Source organism: Pseudomonas chlororaphis, assembly GCA_001023535.1.
In the GTDB taxonomy this organism is placed as follows: domain Bacteria; phylum Pseudomonadota; class Gammaproteobacteria; order Pseudomonadales; family Pseudomonadaceae; genus Aquipseudomonas; species Aquipseudomonas chlororaphis_E.
The window spans coordinates 1,865,789-1,881,601 of sequence record CP011020.1 but is presented as its reverse complement, the minus strand read 5'-3'; the positions used below and the strand labels follow the sequence as shown (position 1 = coordinate 1,881,601).

14 protein-coding genes are annotated in these 15,813 nt (G+C 62.3%); 9 read left to right on the top strand and 5 right to left on the bottom strand.

The features are described from left to right. Positions 1-12: 12 nt before the first annotated feature. The 4 genes from VM99_08065 to VM99_08050 are packed head-to-tail and all read left to right on the top strand — an operon-like array spanning position 13 to position 5,658. Entirely contained in the window at positions 13-1,224 is a 1,212-nt protein-coding gene (locus VM99_08065) for a hypothetical protein (protein ID AKJ98016.1), read from the top strand. A 60-nt stretch (positions 1,225-1,284) separates the two neighbouring features. Next, the gene (locus VM99_08060; GenBank protein ID AKJ98015.1) at positions 1,285-3,204 is read left to right on the top strand and encodes an asparagine synthase; all 1,920 of its coding nucleotides are present in this window, start codon (positions 1,285-1,287) and stop codon (positions 3,202-3,204) included. Beyond that, on the top strand, positions 3,176-4,435 hold the full coding sequence (locus tag VM99_08055) for a hypothetical protein (GenBank protein AKJ98014.1): 1,260 nt from the start codon (positions 3,176-3,178) through the stop codon (positions 4,433-4,435). Before VM99_08060 ends, VM99_08055 begins: the two co-directional genes overlap by 29 nt. Positions 4,436-4,491: 56 nt before the next feature. Further along, positions 4,492-5,658 carry a hypothetical protein gene (locus tag VM99_08050; GenBank protein AKJ98013.1) on the top strand — a complete coding sequence of 389 codons (1,167 nt, stop codon included), beginning with the start codon at positions 4,492-4,494 and terminating at the stop codon, positions 5,656-5,658. 37 nt (positions 5,659-5,695) lie between these two features. Here the strand turns inward: VM99_08050 and VM99_08045 are convergent, their stop codons facing one another. Together VM99_08045 and VM99_08040 are read right to left on the bottom strand one after the other, a co-directional pair. Further along, entirely contained in the window at positions 5,696-6,979 is a 1,284-nt protein-coding gene (locus VM99_08045; protein AKJ98012.1) for an NAD(FAD)-utilizing dehydrogenase, read from the bottom strand. Positions 6,980-7,138: 159 nt separating this feature from the next. Next, positions 7,139-8,059: a histone deacetylase superfamily protein gene (locus tag VM99_08040; GenBank protein AKJ98011.1), complete on the bottom strand. Its 921-nt coding sequence runs from the start codon at positions 8,057-8,059 to the stop codon at positions 7,139-7,141. Positions 8,060-8,133: 74 nt separating this feature from the next. Here VM99_08040 and VM99_08035 point away from each other — a divergent pair, with 74 nt between their 5' ends. The 3 genes from VM99_08035 to VM99_08025 all read left to right on the top strand — a co-directional run bounded on the left by VM99_08035 (position 8,134) and on the right by VM99_08025 (position 10,266). Continuing rightward, complete coding sequence (locus VM99_08035) at positions 8,134-8,703, top strand: GNAT family acetyltransferase (protein ID AKJ98010.1); 570 nt, start codon at positions 8,134-8,136, stop codon at positions 8,701-8,703. Between the two features lie 103 nt (positions 8,704-8,806). Further along, positions 8,807-9,676 (top strand): palmitoyl-CoA hydrolase, encoded by an 870-nt coding sequence (locus VM99_08030; protein AKJ98009.1) that lies wholly within the window; start codon positions 8,807-8,809, stop codon positions 9,674-9,676. Continuing rightward, positions 9,673-10,266, top strand: a complete 594-nt coding sequence (locus VM99_08025) for an HAD family hydrolase (GenBank protein AKJ98008.1) — start codon at positions 9,673-9,675, stop codon at positions 10,264-10,266. The genes VM99_08030 and VM99_08025 overlap by 4 nt, the downstream gene beginning before the upstream one ends. A 48-nt stretch (positions 10,267-10,314) precedes the next feature. Here VM99_08025 and VM99_08020 read toward each other — a convergent pair whose 3' ends face one another. Continuing rightward, a complete protein-coding gene (locus tag VM99_08020) occupies positions 10,315-11,265 on the bottom strand; it encodes a lipoprotein (protein AKJ98007.1) in 951 nt (316 codons plus the stop codon). Continuing rightward, a complete protein-coding gene (locus VM99_08015; GenBank protein ID AKJ98006.1) occupies positions 11,266-12,150 on the bottom strand; it encodes a metallopeptidase in 885 nt (294 codons plus the stop codon). It lies immediately after the preceding gene. A 255-nt stretch (positions 12,151-12,405) separates the two neighbouring features. Between VM99_08015 and VM99_08010 the strand changes: the two genes are divergently transcribed. Both VM99_08010 and VM99_08005 read left to right on the top strand, forming a co-directional pair. Beyond that, the gene (locus VM99_08010; GenBank protein ID AKJ98005.1) at positions 12,406-13,182 is read left to right on the top strand and encodes an IclR family transcriptional regulator; all 777 of its coding nucleotides are present in this window, start codon (positions 12,406-12,408) and stop codon (positions 13,180-13,182) included. A 94-nt stretch (positions 13,183-13,276) separates the two neighbouring features. Further along, positions 13,277-14,155: a membrane protein gene (locus tag VM99_08005; GenBank protein AKJ98004.1), complete on the top strand. Its 879-nt coding sequence runs from the start codon at positions 13,277-13,279 to the stop codon at positions 14,153-14,155. A gap of 62 nt (positions 14,156-14,217) precedes the next feature. On the opposite strand, the gene VM99_08000 is transcribed toward VM99_08005, so the two are convergent. Then, on the bottom strand, positions 14,218-15,555 hold the full coding sequence (locus tag VM99_08000) for a membrane protein (protein ID AKJ98003.1): 1,338 nt from the start codon (positions 15,553-15,555) through the stop codon (positions 14,218-14,220). Positions 15,556-15,813 lie beyond the last annotated feature (258 nt).

The window sequence follows — 15,813 nt, the reverse complement described above, 5'->3', positions numbered from 1 at the left end:
TTGCAACGGCGCATGAATATTTTGATGACAACAGCCGATCATTTGATGATCGATCGGCGGATTCTGCAGGAAGCCCAGACATTAGTTGAGCAGGGCCACCAAGTGACGTTGTTGGCGGGTTTCGAATGTCCGCAGCGCGAGTCTTACTCGCACAATGGCATAAAGATCGAGCGGTTCATGTTCGATTGGGGCGATTCGCGGTTTTCAGCCCTGGCACGTCGCTATAACCTGCAACCAGGCTCGAGCACTTATAACCGGGCCTGGCGCTTGTTCCGGGCCTGGGCCAACCGTGTGGCGAGCTTGAACAGCTTCGAGCAGTTCATTCTCGATCGAATGACGGAATACCAGGTCGATGTGCTGCACGTGCATGACTTTCCCATGCTGGCGCCGGCCGTCGAATTGGCGAAGATGCGCAAGGTTCCGCTGATCTACGATGCCCACGAACTGTACTACGCCCAGGTGCAACTGCCCGAGGCCACCCAGAGAAAGTACAAGAAAAAGGAATCGCGGCTGATCAAACAGGTCGATGCAGCGATTACCGTCAACCCGTACATTGCCAAGCTGATGGCCGAGCGCTACGCCGTCACGGCCCCGCACGTCATCATGAACGCGGCGCCCAAGGTGCCGGTGGCGTCGACGTCCTTGCTGCGCGAGCGCTTCGGTCTTGCGCCCGATGACAACATTCTGCTGTACCAGGGCTGGATCTCCGACAATCGGGGCATTGAGCGCATCGTCGAGGCGGCGGCCAACTTTGCCGCCAACACTTATCTCGTGCTTGTGGGATACGGTGCATTCGAGGACACCTTGAAAAAACTGGTCATGGAGCGAAACCTCGGAGATCGGGTGTTCTTTTATGGCGGGGTGCCGTCGGATGATCTGCACGAACTGACCTGCGACGCCGACCTGGGCATCATTCCCTACCATGGCGTCGACGAGAATAATTACTTCTGCAGCCCCAACAAGTTGTTCGAGTTTGCGGTCGCCGAGTTGCCTTTCATCAGTAACGACTTGCCATTCCTTCACGATATCGTCGCTACTTATGGCAACGGTTTGCTGGCGGACTTGAATTCTGCCGAGGCCATTGCAAGTGCGGTCAACCAATTGTTCGGCGACTCAGCGAAAATGGCGGCGCTGAAAGACGGGGCGAAGAAAGCCCGGGAAGCGATCAATTGGGACGTGGAAGGTGAAAAGTTGCTGAATATCTATCAACGGGTTACGGGCTGACTTCTTAGAAAGTTTGAACGACGCGTCAGTTATTGTTTGTTTAGGGCAGGATGGTTTTTTATGTGTGGGATTGCAGGGATCGTAGCGGTTTCAGGAACGCCAGAGTCGATGCGTGGCTCCGTCATGAAGATGATGGACGCCATTCGTCACCGTGGCCCCGATGGCGAGGGCACCTGGCTTGATCCTGCTCGGCCTGTGGCGCTGGGACATCGGCGCCTGGCAATTATCGACCCGGAACACGGCAAGCAGCCGATGACCACCGAGGACGGTCGTTACACGATCGTTTTCAACGGCGCCATCTACAACTACCTGGAGTTGCGCCGCGAGCTCATCGGTCGAGGTCACCCGTTGCACAACTACTCGGACACGGAAGTGTTGCTGTACGCCTTCCGCGAGTGGGGCGAGCGTTGTGTCGATCGCCTGATCGGCATGTTTGCCTTTGCCATCTGGGACCGCCTCGAACAACGTCTTTTCTGCGCTCGGGATCGGATTGGCATCAAGCCGTTCTACTACCATTTCGATGGCCAGAAACTCGGGTTCGCCTCCGAGATCAAGGCACTCTTTGCCGATGGCTCCCTGAAGGCGGAGTCCAATTCGGACGGTTTGCAGGATTACCTGACGTTCCAGTTTTGCCTGAACGAGAAGACGCTGTTCAAAGGTGTCCAGAAGCTTGAGCCGGGTTATCACCTCAGCGCCTGGTATGAGGGCAGCCAGCTCAAGATCAAGACTTCCCAGTACTGGGATCTGCAATACAACATCGACGAGCGCCATGACGAGCGTTACTTCGTCGATAACCTCGCGGCCCTGATCGAAGACTCGGTGCGCATGCACTTGCGCTCCGATGTGCCGTTGGGCGCGCACTTGTCCGGCGGCCTGGATTCCAGCGCAGTCGTGTGCCTGGCGTCGAGGATGTTGGGTGGCGAGCAGCTCAAGACATTCACCGGGGCTTTCCATGAAGGCCCGCAGTTCGATGAGACGGGGCACGCCAAGGCTGTATCCGCGTTCGCCGGTACCGACTACAACGAGGTGTACATCCCGGGCAGCGAGCTGGCCGACCTGCTTCCCAAGCTGATGCACTTCATGGATGAGCCGCTTGCCGGCCCAGGCCTGATTCCACAGTATTACGTTTCGCGCCTGGCTGGCGAACAGGTCAAGGTCGTACTGGGCGGGCAGGGCGGTGACGAGCTGTTCGTAGGGTATGCCCGCTACATGGCGGCCTACCTGGAGAAGTGCTTGTCCGGTGCGATCAATGAAACGGCGAACCAGCATCGCTATGCCGTTTCGCTGGAATCGATCATCCCCAACCTGTCGTTGCTCAAGACGTACCAGCCAATGTTGCAGGGGCTATGGCGCGAAGGGCTGTTCGCCTCGACCGACCAGCGCTACTTCCGCCTGATCGATCGCAGTGAAGGCATGTCGCACCTGTTCAACCCGGATGCCTTCGACAAGGGCTACTCGCCGTTCGAGTCCTATCAGAAGATCTTCAATCGCGAAGGCCTGCATTCCCTGGTCAACCAGATGACCTACTTCGACCTCAAGGGCTCCCTGCCGGCGTTGCTTCACGTTGAGGATCGCACCAGCATGGCCGCCTCCATCGAGTCGCGCGTGCCGCTGCTGGATCACCGCATTGTGGAGTTCATGGCGACCATTCCACCGAACATCAAGTTCGCTGGCGGGCGGATGAAGCATCTGTTCAAGGAATCCGTACGCAACGCGGTGCCGCAGAGCATTTTCGAGCGCAAGGACAAGATGGGCTTCCCGACGCCATTGACGCAATGGACCAAGGGCGTAGCCCGCGATTTCGTTCGCGACACGCTGCTGTCCGAGCGAGCCCGCTCGCGCGGGTTGTACAACGCGCAATCCGTCGAGAAGGCATTGAACAGCGAAAGCGAGTTCGGACGGGTCGTCTGGGGGTTGCTGTGCATGGAGCTCTGGCATCGCAACTTTATCGATGGAGACCTGCAACCGGGTGGTATCTGAAATCATGCCGAATGCCCCGCGGGTCTTGATGCTCTGTAACGACAGGCAGATTGACCGAAGAATCCTTCTCCAGGCCGACAGCCTGGAAGAGGACGGTTGGGACGTCACGATCCTGGCCATGCCGGCGGATGAACTCATGGGGACGGATGACCGCCGCGTACGGCGCATCGGTGCGCAGACCGAGTCGACTGCACGCAAGGAAAATCGGGTGCTTGAGGCCTATGGCCTGATGCGCCGGCATCTACCGATGAACGGTCGCCTGATGCGTGCCATGAAATCCCTTGCCTGGCGCTTCCTGGTCGATCATGAGCGTTTCTACCTGAACCTGTTCCTGGCCGATGGGCTTCAACACAAGGCTCAGGTGGTGGTGGCTCACGATCTGCCGATGCTGGCGGTGGGGCGCACGTTGTCCGAAGCGTTCGAGGCGCGCCTGGTCTACGACAGCCATGAGCTCTACAGCGAGCAGGAGTTCTCTCGGGGACAGCGCGCCAGTTGGGCCCAGGTCGAGCGTCGGCATATACAGGCCTGTGATCGCGTGATTACCGTCAACCCCTCCATCGCCCGCGAGCTGGAGGCGCGTTATGGGGTGGCTGAAGTGGCCGTTATCCACAATGCCGAGCGTATCCAGCCGCAAACCGAGCGTTCCTGGTACTTGCACGAGCGCTTTGGCATTCCCCGCGAGCATCGCGTGTTGTTGTTCCAGGGCGGTTTTTCCGCCGGGCGCAATCTGCCTGAACTGGTCGAGGCCATGGCATTGTTGCCCCGCGACGCAATCCATCTGGTCCTGCTGGGAGACGGTCAGCTTGCCACGGGCCTGCAGCGCCTGGTCGAGCGCAAAGGACTGGCGGCACGGGTGCACCTGCATCCGGCGGTGGCCCAAGCGGATCTGCTTGCAATAACGGCCTCGGCCGATGCGGGTGTCATCCCCTACCAGCCGATCTGCTTGAACAACTATTACTGCACGCCGAACAAACTGTTCGAATTCATGGCGGCGGGGCTGCCGATCCTGGCCAGCGACCTGCCCGAACTTCGCCGCCTGGTGGAGGGAAACCGGATCGGCTGCGTGGGCGATCTTTCGACGCCCCGGGCGATCGCCGGCATGATCGAGACTTTTTTTGCCAATGGACAAAGGCTGCAGCACTGGCGTGAGCAACTCTCCGTGGTTCGCCAGGCGCTGAGCTGGCAGCAGGAAGGCGAGCGGCTCAAGCAACTGTACAAGGCGTTCAAATGAAAGTCGCAGTGGTTTATCAGTACTATCAGGGACACTCGTCTCCTGGACATTCGCTGGTGTACGAACTGACCCAGCATCTGGCGGCTGAGGGCCATAGCGTGACGGTGGTGTCCGGGCAAACCGGTTACATGCAGCGCGACACACCCGTACTCCCTTGGTACCGGCGGCTGATCCTCAAGGAAAAAGAAGGCCTGGTTAAGATCATCCGTACCTACACCTACAGTGAATTGCATCGCAGTTATCTGGGGCGGTTGATCAGTTTCCTTTCATTCTCCGTGACAGCGCCCTTTGGTCTTCTGAGGGCCGAAAGACCGGATGTCGTGCTGGCCTCCTCACCCCCTATCTTCCCCATGCTTCCCGTGTGGGTGGTGTGCAAGCTGCGAGGTATACCGCTGGTATTCGAGGTCCGGGACCTGTGGCCGGAGTCTGCCGTGCAGATGGGGATCCTGCGCAATCGGTTGCTGATTTCCATCATGTCCTGGATGGAGCGGTTGCTCTATGACAAGGCGCAACGCATCGTCACCCTGACCCAGGGGATTCGCAATGACATCCATGCGCGCGGCTGGCCTGCGAGCAAGCTGGAAGTCATTACCTGTGGTGTAGATACCCAGATGCTCTATCCGGACGCCGAAGCTGGAAGCGTGGTGCGTCGCAACTTCGGTTGGGAGGGGCGCAATATCGTCCTGTACTTCGGCGCCATGGGCGAAGCCAATAACCTGGATGTGGTCATTGATGCCGCCGTGCAGTGCCAGGATGAAAACACGCTGTTCCTGTTGATCGGTGACGGCATGAAGCGGCCCTACCTTGAGCAGCGGATTGCCGAGCTGAACATCGACAACGTATTGATCCTGCCTCCGGTGTCCAAGCACGAAGGGCGGGGTTTCATCAACGCCGCCGATGTATGCCTCGTCACCTTGAAGGACATTCCGTTGTTCAGGGGCGCCATCCCTACGAAGCTGCTCGATTACATGGCCTGCGGTCGCCCCGTGTTGTGCGGTGTCGAAGGAGAGGCTGCCGAGATCGTCAAGGATGCGAAAGCCGGGATGGTGTTTGAGCCGAACAATGGCCATCAACTTTCAGTCATCATTGCCGACCTGATGCGCAATGAGCCTCTGCGCAACAAGATGGGGCAGAGTGGGGCGCAGTATGTAAAGAGCAACTTCGATGCGGTGCAAAGCCGAACGGCAATGACCGCGCTGCTCAAGGCTGTTTCAGTCGGCTAGGCTGCCAGGCCTGGCCTGCCTGGCGTGAACGAGTGGCTCAGGATGCCGTGCCCTTCCTGAGCCAATCCAGCACGCCCAGCCCCGCACGGTAGCCTGTCGCAAAGCATGCCGTGAGCAGGTAGCCGCCGGTCGGCGCTTCCCAATCGAGCATTTCCCCTGCAACGAAGACCCCTGGAACGGACCTCAGCATCAGGTTCTCGTCCAGACCGCTGAACACCACGCCGCCGGCACTGCTGATGGCTTCATCCAGCGGACGAGGCTTGACCAGGGTGATGGGCAGGGCCTTGATTGCCTGGGCGAGCCGTGCTGGGTCGGCGAAGGCGTCGGCGGGGGTGAGTTCGCGCAGCAGCGCGGCCTTGACCCCATCCAGGCCCAACTGGCTGTGCAGATGCTTGGCCATCGAGCGTGAGCCGCGTGGCTTGCCGAGGGCCTGGAGGACTTTGTCCACAGGCCGGCCGGGCAGCAGGTCCAGATGGAGCGTAGCGCTGCCGTGTTGGTTGATGGCCTCGCGAATCGATGCCGACAAGGCATAGACCAGGCTGCCCTCGATGCCGGTGGCGGTGATCACGCATTCGCCGAGGCGCGGCACCTCGTCGTCCAGGCCCAAGGCGACGTTCTTCAGCGGCGCACCGGCGAACTTGCTGACCAGCAGTTCGCTCCAGGCCTGGACGTCGAAGCCGCAGTTGCTCGGTTGCAGCGGCGCCAGGGTGACGCCCCGTTGTTCCAGGGGCAGCATCCACGCGCCGTCGGAGCCCAGGCGCGACCAACTGCCGCCACCCAGCGCCAGCAGCGTCGCGGCGTGGCGCACGGCGTGTTCGCCTGCCGGCGAGGCGATCTTCAGGCTGCCGTCGGCGTTCCAGCCGAGCCAGCGATGGCGTGTGTGGATCGCCACGCCGCCGTCGCGCAGGCGCTTGAGCCAGGCCCGCAGCAGCGGGGCGGCTTTCATGTCGGTGGGAAAGACCCGGCCGGAGCTGCCGACAAAGGTGTCGATGCCCAGCTCATGGATCCAGCGGCACAACTCATCGGCACCGAAGCTGCGCAGCAACGGTGCGAGGTTCGCCGCGCGCTCGCCGTAGCGGGCCAGGAACGCCGGAAAGGCTTCGGAGTGGGTGATGTTCATGCCGCCGACACCGGCCAGCAGAAATTTGCGACCCACGGAGGGCATGGCGTCGTACACATCGACCTGGATCCCGGCCTGGCTCAATACCTCGGCGGCCATCAGGCCGGCGGGGCCGCCGCCGATGATGGTGACGTTTGGAGGGGTGGATGGGCCGGTCGAGGTCATGATGGGCGCTGACAGAGAAGTGAGTAAGCGCGGCATTCTATCAGCACGCAAATCCTGTGGGAGCGGGAGATGCCGGTGCAGGTGCTCAAAAAACAGTCAGGGCTCTGCAGGCCATGTCCGGCATGGCCTGCAAGTCGTTTCGCTCAGGTTATCCACAGGCCGCTCCACAGGCATTGTGGGTAACGCGCCCTGGTTTCAATGACAACCTGATGACGTCCAGACCTTTTGTGCGCTGTGGTGCAGGATCCCGTGGCGGCGGGCCAGGGCCTGGCGATCCTTGCTGTAGCCGCCGCCGATCACGCCGACCACCGGGATGTCGCGCCCCAGGCAATGGCGCATGACCCGTTCGTCGCGGTCGGCGAGGCCTTCGTCTGTCAGCTTCAGGTAACCGAGGGCGTCGTCCTTGTGCACATCGACGCCAGCGTCGTACAGCACCAGGTCCGGCTGGTACAGCGGCAACAGGTAGTTGAGGGCGTCGTCCACCACCTCCAGGTAGGCGGCGTCGCCCATGCCCATGGGCAGTGGAATGTCCCAGTCGCTTTGTGCCTTGCGTGCCGGAAAATTCTTTTCGCAGTGCAGGGAAACTGTCACTGCGTCGGGAGTGTCATGAAGTATTCGCGCGGTGCCGTCGCCCTGGTGCACATCGCAGTCGAAGATCAGCACCCGCGAGACCCGACCGCTGGCCAGGAAATAGCGGCTGATCACGGCCAGGTCGTTGAAAATGCAGAAGCCGGCCGGGTGGTCGTAGTGGGCATGGTGGGTGCCGCCGGCCAGGTGACAGGCCAGGCCGTGCTCAAGGGCCTGTTCGGCGGCCAGCAGCGAGCCGCCCACGGCGCGAACCGTTCGGCGGGCCAGGGCGTCACTCCAGGGCAGGCCAAGGCGCCGTTGGTCCTCGCGGGACAACTCGCCCCCCATGTAGCGTTCGATATAGGCACGGTCATGGGCCAGGGCGAGGATGTCCGGCGGACACAGTGAAGGGCGCAGCAGGTCGGCGTCGCGGGTCAGCCCGCTGTCGACGAGGTGATCGCGCAACAGGCGAAACTTGTCCATGGGGAAACGGTGTTCCGCCGGGAATTCGGGGCTGTAGTCTTCGTGGTAGATCAGCGGCAACGGCATGGTGTTTTTCAAAGGTGATTTAAGTGACGGATCCTACCAGCGATGTAGACTCAGGGCATGGAGAGGGAGTGAAGATGGAGCCGATACTCGAATTGGAAAGCGCGCGGCTGGTCTTGCGCCAGTGGCGTGACGACGACTTGCCGGAATTTGCCGCCATGTGTGCGGACCCGCAGGTGATGCGTTATTTCCCCGCGCCGCTGAGCCGCCTGGAAAGCGCCGCGCTGATCGGGCGCGTGCGCGGGCATTTTGCCGAGCACGGTTTCGGTTTGTGGGCGTTGGAGCGCAAGGACACCGGCGCCTTCGTCGGCTTCACCGGCCTTGGCGTGGTCGGCTTCGACGCACCGTTCACCCCGGCGATCGAGATCGGCTGGCGCCTGGCCCGCGAGCACTGGGGCCTGGGGTATGCCAGCGAAGCCGCGTGGACCGCGCTGCGGTGTGCCTTCGATGCCTTGGGGCTGGAGGAAGTGGTGGCGTTCACCGCCGTCGACAACCTGCCGTCGCAGAAGGTCATGCAGGCCATCGGCATGCAGCATGACCCGGCGGACGACTTCGAACACCCAACACTCGCAGTCGGCCATCCGTTGCGTCACCATGTGCTCTATCGCATCAATCGTGAGCAGTGGTTGCAGACCCTTCACGGTTAGCCAACACGGACGTTTACAATGCCCGCCCAATGGCCCGGGCCAACAATCGATCCACCGCCGCAGCACAGACTGCGCGGTATTGCGCTGTGTGAGGAAAGTCTGAATGAGCCACGTGTTGGAAGATCTGGTCGACCTGCTGACCCTGGAACCGATCGAAGAAAACCTGTTTCGCGGTCGCAGCCAGGACCTGGGGTTTCGCCAGTTGTTCGGCGGCCAGGTGCTGGGCCAATCATTGTCGGCGGCCAGCCAGACCGTGGAAGAGGCCCGTCACGTCCATTCGATGCACGGCTATTTCCTGCGCCCCGGTGATGCGGCTTTGCCGGTGGTCTACCAGGTGGACCGGGTGCGTGACGGCGGCAGCTTCAGCACCCGTCGGGTCACGGCGATCCAGAAGGGCCATCCGATCTTCACCTGCAGCGCCTCGTTCCAGTACGACGAGCTGGGCTTCGAGCACCAGAGCAGCATGCCGCAGGTGGTCGGGCCGGAAAACCTGCCGTCCGAGCTGGAACTGACCCAGCAGCGCGCGCACCTGTTGCCTGAGCACATGCGCGAAAAGCTGTTGTGCCCCAAGCCGATCGAAGTGCGACCGGTCACGGAAAAGGATCCTTACAACCCGCAGCCGGCCGACCCGATCAAGTACGTGTGGTTTCGCGCCGATGGCGCCCTGGCGGATTCGCCAGCCTTGCACAAGTACCTGCTGGCCTATGCCTCGGACTTCGGCCTGTTGACTACCTCGATGCTGCCCCATGGCAAGTCGGTCTGGCAGAAGGACATGCAGGTCGCCAGCCTCGACCATGCCTTGTGGTTCCACGCCGACCTGCGGGCCGACGATTGGTTGCTCTACGCCATGGACAGCCCGTGGGCCGGCAACTCCCGCGGGTTTTCCCGGGGCAGCGTGTTCAACCGCGCCGGGCAACTGGTGGCGTCGGTCACCCAGGAAGGGCTGATTCGCCATCGCAAGGACTGGGCATGAGCCTGGCCGATGTCCGTCACTGGGTCTTCGACATGGACGGCACGCTGACCATCGCCGTGCATGATTTCGCGGCGATCCGGGTGGCCCTGGCGATCCCGCCCGAAGACGACATCCTCACCCACCTGGCGGCCCTGCCGGCCGATGAGGCAGCGGCCAAGCACGCCTGGCTGCTGGAGCACGAGCGCGACCTGGCGCTGGGCTCCAGGCCGGCGCCGGGGGCGGTCGAGCTGGTGCGCGAGTTGGCAGGACGCGGTGACCGCCTGGGAATCCTGACCCGCAACGCCCGCGAGCTGGCCCATGTCACTTTGGAGGCCATCGGCCTGGCCGACTGTTTCGACGTGGCCGATGTACTGGGCCGCGACGAGGCGCCGCCCAAGCCGCATCCCGGTGGTCTGTTGAAGCTGGCGCAGGCCTGGGACGTGGCCCCCGAGACAATGGTGATGGTCGGTGATTACCGCTTCGACCTGGACTGTGGTCGTGCGGCAGGGGCGCGGACGGTGCTGGTGAACCTACCGGACAACCCGTGGCCGGAACTGACCGACTGGCATGCGCGCGATTGTGACGAGCTGCGGCGGATGCTGTTGGCTTGAAGTGTTGATCGAGTGTTCGCGATGAGGCCAAGTCAGGCAGGACGAGGCTTACTGCCCGAACAAGGCCTTCAGCCCCTCGGGCGAATTGAACATCCCACTGCCATCGTGCCCGATCCCGGGCACTTCGATCAGCCGTTGGGGCATCTCCCCTGGGTGCCTTCTGGTCAGGTAGTCGAAAAAGAAATGACCGCGCAATAACCGATACGGTCCCTGGGTTTGCGCTTCGCAGCTTTTGTCCAGGGCTGGATGCTCCGGGTCGACATCCTGTTGGCCGAGCAGGTAGACGATGTCGCGCTTGATGTAGTTGTCTTCCAGTTGAGCCGGTGTTTGCCCGGCGGCGTAGGCCGGCAAGTTTTTCAGCCCGTACTTCCAGTGATTGAAACCCGGACAACTGGCGGCATCGAAGGCCATCGGCCGTTGTTCATCGAAATAGGCGTAGGACGACGGGTTGGCGACGACGAAGCGCGGGTTGATCCTGAAGGGGCCGTGGGCGAGCAGGGCGTAGCGCTGCACGACCTGGGCACCACCGGAATGGCCGGCGATGACGATCTGTTGCACTTCGGGGAACTGTTGCCGGTCACTGACCCGCGCGACGATGTCGTCCAGAACCTGGAACGAGCTGACCGGATGCGGCCCCGTGGACAGGCCTCCGGCCATCCAGTCGTTGCCCTGCCAGCGGAGCAGGTCATTGGGCAACAGGTGGCGAGCAACGTCCTGCTCGTTGAGAAACTGCGGGGCGATGATCAGGGTGGTGCCCAGTTGCCCGGCCTGCCCGGCCGCTTTCTCGGCGCTGTGCAGGTAGGTGTCGGCATTGCGCAGCCGACCGTGGAGGATGATCAGCACGCGCTGGATGGACGCCGGGGCCGGGCTGACGTCCACGGCCATGGCGCCACCCTTGAGTTGCAGGCGCCCTTGCGCGACCACGTTGACGCCATGCTCATTGGCCTGGGCCAAGGTGCTGCCCAGCACCAGCGCGAACCATGCGGCCCACTTCATCATCTACAGGGTTTTCGCCGCAAAAGTGTCGCACTGGCTGACCTGGCCCTGGGCGAACCCGGTCTTGAACCAGCGTACCCGCTGCGCCGAGGTGCCGTGGGTGAAGGAGTCGGGTACCACGCGGCCCTGGCCCTGCTGTTGCAAGCGGTCATCGCCGATGGCATTGGCGGCGTTCAGGGCTTCTTCGATGTCGCCCGGTTCCAGCCAGTTCAGGCGTTTCTGGGCATGGTTGGCCCAGACGCCGGCGAGGCAGTCGGCCTGCAACTCCTGACGCACCAACAGGCCGCCGTCGCCTTCCATCTGCCGGCCTTGCTGGCGGGCCTCCTGGATTTTCGCCGACACGCCTAGCAGCGTCTGCACGTGGTGCCCAACCTCGTGGGCAATGACGTAGGCCTGGGCGAAGTCCCCGGCCGCGGAGAAACGTTGGGCCATTTCCTTGAAGAAACTCATGTCGAGGTAGACCTGCCGGTCTGCCGGGCAATAGAACGGCCCGGTGGCCGATGACGCGAGGCCGCAGGCCGAGTTGACCCGACCGCTGAACAGCACCAGCTTCGGTTGCTGGTACTGGCGCCCGGCCTGCTGGAACACCTGGCCCCAGGTGTCTTCGGTATCGCCAAGGATCGAGCGCACGAACTCGGCCTGCTCATCGTTGGCCGGCGGCGCCTGGCGGGTTTGCGACGAGGCGGGGGCGGACGTGTCCATCTGCCCGGCCAACTGCCCAAGGATCTGCATCGGGTCCTGGCCGGTGATCCAGCCGATGCCGACGATCAGGAGAATGGCCGTCAGGCTCAAGCCCTTGCCGCCGCCGAAGCGCAATCCGCCACCCCCGCCGCCATCGCCTCGGGCGTCCACCACGTTGTCACTGCGGCGACCTTTTTTCCATAGCATGTGGGCAGTCCTCTGATTGACCGGTGTGAACAGTGTTGCCGCTGAGTGGGATTGCCGCCAGTTCACTAACAGATTTTTGACTGTGGGAACGGATCGGCGCGCGAGTGCGTTGTATCCGTTGACCTTCTGCGTGGCGCGAAGTGCCGCTTCTCGCGCCGGCTCGCTGACACCGATATGGATTAAAATCCCATGTCGTTCCAGAATTTGCATTACACTTCGCTTATTCTGGAATCAGCGTATTCATCTGGATCGTCCATGGCCGGCAGTCAAATCGAACGTGTCTTCAATGTGTTGGAAAATCTCGCCAGCGATCCCCGAGGCTGGCCGCTGCTAGGGCTGGCCGAGCAGTTGCAGATCCCCAAGAGCGCCACCCATCGCTTGCTCGCCGAGCTGATGCGCCTGGGCTATGTGCGCCAGAACCCCGATAACCTGCGGTATCACCTGTCCACCCGGTTGGTGGCCATGGGTTTTCGCTACCTGTCACGAAGCGGCGCTGACATCGTGCAGCCCGTGCTGGATCGCCTGGCCCGGGAAACCGGCGAGCTGGTGCGCCTGGGCGTCATCGAAGGCGATTGCCAGACCTGGATCGCCAAATCCCAGGGCGCGCGGTCCGGGCTGCGCTACGACCCGGACATGGGCCGAGAGGCGCCGCTGTTCTATACCGCTTCGGGCCATGCCTGGCTGGCGTGCATGAGCGACGCCGAGGCGCTGTCGCGGGTGGAACGCCAGGCTGCCCAACTGCCGGCAGAGGCGGGGCCCAACGCGCCGCGCAACTCGGCCGAACTGCTGGAGTACCTGCGCCAGGCGCGCGAGCAAGGCTACGCCTGTGTCGAGGAAAGTTCGGCGATCGGTACGTCGGCCATTGCCGCCGTGGTGCGTCATCCGGTGGATGGGCGGGTCGTCGGTGTGCTCAGCGTGGCCGGTCCCAGCGCGCGGATGACACGGCCGCGCCTGCATGAGCTGGCACCGACCTTGCTGGCGTTTGCCGAAGAGCTGTCCCAGGCCAGCCAGGCTTCGGAGTTGTTCAACTGAACCGGTCGTCGCAGCGATTGAATGGGCGTGGGCGCGGTCTTATCCGTCACACGCCAGCCCTGGCCTCTTACTTCATGCATCGCGGGATTCCTACATGACCGTCAGCACTCCGCTTTCCGGCGTCAATCAGGCCTTCAAGGGCATCCTGCTGATTCTTTGCGCAACATTCCTGTTCTCCAGCCATGACGCCTTGTCGAAATACCTTTCGGGGTTCTACCCGATCATCATGGTGGTGTGGGCGCGCTACGTGGTGCACACCCTGTTGATGGCGGGCATCTTCCTGCCCCGTTCGGGATTGCGGGTGCTACGCACCAAGCGTCCCTTGTGGCAAGTGGCCCGGGCGTTGTGCCTGCTGGGCACCAGCTTGTTCTTCACCACGGCCTTGTTGTACATCCCGTTGGCGGAGGCGACGGCGGTCAACTTCCTGGCCCCCGTGCTGGTCACGGCGTTGTCGGTGCCGTTGCTGGGTGAGCGGGTGACGCGTGGCCAGTGGATCGCGGTGATCTTCGGTTTCATCGGGGTGTTGATCATCGTCCATCCCGGCGGGGATCTGTTTACGCCGGCGGTGTTGCTGCCGTTTTGTTCGGCGCTGTTCTTCTGTTTCTACCAACTGCTGACCCGCAAGCTCAGCGAGATCGACAGCCCGACCACCAGCAACTTCTTCGCCGGCCTGTGCAATACGTTGGGGATGAGTGCGTTGGTGCCGTTCTTCTGGCAGGTGCCGAGCCTGGTGCATGGCTTGATGATGCTGGCGCTGGGGGCCTGCGGGATGACGGCGCACCTGATGCTGACCCAGGCGTTCCGCTTTGCCGCCCCGGCGCTGCTCGCGCCGTTCGGGTATTGTCAGATCGTGTTCGCCGGCCTGCTGGGGTGGTTGTTGTTCAACCATACGCCGACGTTGACCACGGTGTTCGGTATCGTGCTGATCTGCCTGAGTGGCCTGGCGGCGGCGTGGCAGCAGCGACGCAAGTGACTGGCTGCCGCAACCCCTGTGGTGAGGGAAGAAGGTCTCTCGCCACAGGGGCTGCGGTCGTATCAGCTCTCCAGATTTGGAATCTTGCGCGGCGCCATGAAGTACAGCCAGGTCAGGGCGATGAAGTACATCGCCGGGATCAAGGTGAACAACACGGTGTAGTTGTTGTTTGTGACGGTCAGGATGTGGCCCACCAACTGGGTCATGAACATCCCGCCGATGGCCGCGCACATGCCGCCGAAGCCGAACACCGTGCTCATCATGTATTTGGGCGTGTAGTCCATGACCAGGCTCCAGATGTTGGCGGTCCAGGCCTGGTGCGCGCCGATGGCCAGGGAAATGGCGAACACCGCCATCCATAGGTTGCTTGCGCCGGCGGCCATGATCACACCGATGATGCAGCAGGCGAACAGCAGCATGGAAAGCAGGCGCGCCTTGATCGGGTTGAGGCCGCGGCCAATCAGGAACGAAGACAGGATACCGCCGCCCACGCTGCCGAAGTCGGCGGTCAGGTAGATGATGATCAGCGGGATGCCCATCTGGGTGACGTTGATGCCCAGGTTGTATTGCTGGTTCAGGAACGGCGGCAGCCAGTAAAGGTAGAACCAGAACACCGGCGCGGTGATCGAGTAGGCGAGGGCGAACGCCCAGGTGCCGCGCATGCGCAGGATACGGGAGAAGGGCACGCGGGCCTGCTCCGGTTCGTCCTGGGCCTGGATGTAGGCCAGTTCCGACGCCTTGACGTTGGGGTGGTCTTCCGGGTTGAAGTATTTCAGGCCCCAGAACAGCAACCAGACCCCGCCCAGCGCGGCCATGCACAGGAACGCCGCCTGCCAGCCCCACACGTGCAGGATCAATGGCAGCAGCATCGGCGTGAACATTGCGCCGACGTTGGTCCCGGCGTTGAAGATACCGGTGGCCACCGCCCGTTCGCCGGCCGGAAACCACAGCCGCGTGGTCTTCACGCAGGCCGGGTAGTTGGCCGCTTCGGTCAGGCCCAGGATGAAGCGGCAGACCATGAAGCCGACCGCCGAAGTGGCCAGGCCATGGGCACCGGTCGCCAGGCTCCAGAGCAGCACGGCGCAGAAGAACACGCGCTTGACGCCGATCCGGTCGATCAGCCGGCCCTGCAGGACAAAGCCCACGGCATAACCGACCTGGAACCAGAAGTTGATGTTGGCGTAATCCATCGCCGTCCAGCTCATTTCCTTGGCCAGGATGGGCTGCATCACGCCGAGAGCGGCGCGGTCGATGTAGTTCAGGGTGGTGGCGAAAAACACCAGCGCGAGCATGCCCCAACGGGTCTTGCCCACGGCCAGGGCGCCGCGGATTTTGTCGCCGATGCCGCCGGTCGTGACGCCCATGCCTGGGCTCAGGGGAGAACTTTGGGAAGGATTCATAGCGTGTACCCGTTTTTGAAATTCTTATGGGGTGATCGGGGTATTCCACGACGCCGGCCAATCCGGCTGCGTCAATGTGGGGCTGATGGTGCGCAGTGGACGAAAAATCGTCAATTCGCCCCAAGGCATTTTGTTCGATAATCGCCCAAAAAACTAACTGGGTGGTACATATTAAATTGCTGAAAGCCATCAGCGCCTCAATAATCGGTCCATTCCTTCAAAAGCGCTGCCAACAGCGCCGCAACTCTGTAGCCGATG

What these genes read in the sequence shown, in the direction of transcription:
- VM99_08065 (AKJ98016.1), top strand. Translation starts at nt 13, where the DNA reads ATGAATATTTTGATGACAACAGCCGATCATTTGATGATCGATCGGCGG.
- VM99_08060 (AKJ98015.1), top strand. Translation starts at nt 1,285, where the DNA reads ATGTGTGGGATTGCAGGGATCGTAGCGGTTTCAGGAACGCCAGAGTCG.
- VM99_08055 (AKJ98014.1), top strand. Translation starts at nt 3,176, where the DNA reads ATGGAGACCTGCAACCGGGTGGTATCTGAAATCATGCCGAATGCCCCG.
- VM99_08045 (AKJ98012.1), bottom strand. Translation starts at nt 6,979, where the DNA reads ATGCCGCGCTTACTCACTTCTCTGTCAGCGCCCATCATGACCTCGACC.
- VM99_08040 (AKJ98011.1), bottom strand. Translation starts at nt 8,059, where the DNA reads ATGCCGTTGCCGCTGATCTACCACGAAGACTACAGCCCCGAATTCCCG.
- VM99_08035 (AKJ98010.1), top strand. Translation starts at nt 8,134, where the DNA reads ATGGAGCCGATACTCGAATTGGAAAGCGCGCGGCTGGTCTTGCGCCAG.
- VM99_08030 (AKJ98009.1), top strand. Translation starts at nt 8,807, where the DNA reads ATGAGCCACGTGTTGGAAGATCTGGTCGACCTGCTGACCCTGGAACCG.
- VM99_08025 (AKJ98008.1), top strand. Translation starts at nt 9,673, where the DNA reads ATGAGCCTGGCCGATGTCCGTCACTGGGTCTTCGACATGGACGGCACG.
- VM99_08020 (AKJ98007.1), bottom strand. Translation starts at nt 11,265, where the DNA reads ATGATGAAGTGGGCCGCATGGTTCGCGCTGGTGCTGGGCAGCACCTTG.
- VM99_08015 (AKJ98006.1), bottom strand. Translation starts at nt 12,150, where the DNA reads ATGCTATGGAAAAAAGGTCGCCGCAGTGACAACGTGGTGGACGCCCGA.
- VM99_08010 (AKJ98005.1), top strand. Translation starts at nt 12,406, where the DNA reads ATGGCCGGCAGTCAAATCGAACGTGTCTTCAATGTGTTGGAAAATCTC.
- VM99_08005 (AKJ98004.1), top strand. Translation starts at nt 13,277, where the DNA reads ATGACCGTCAGCACTCCGCTTTCCGGCGTCAATCAGGCCTTCAAGGGC.
- VM99_08000 (AKJ98003.1), bottom strand. Translation starts at nt 15,555, where the DNA reads ATGAATCCTTCCCAAAGTTCTCCCCTGAGCCCAGGCATGGGCGTCACG.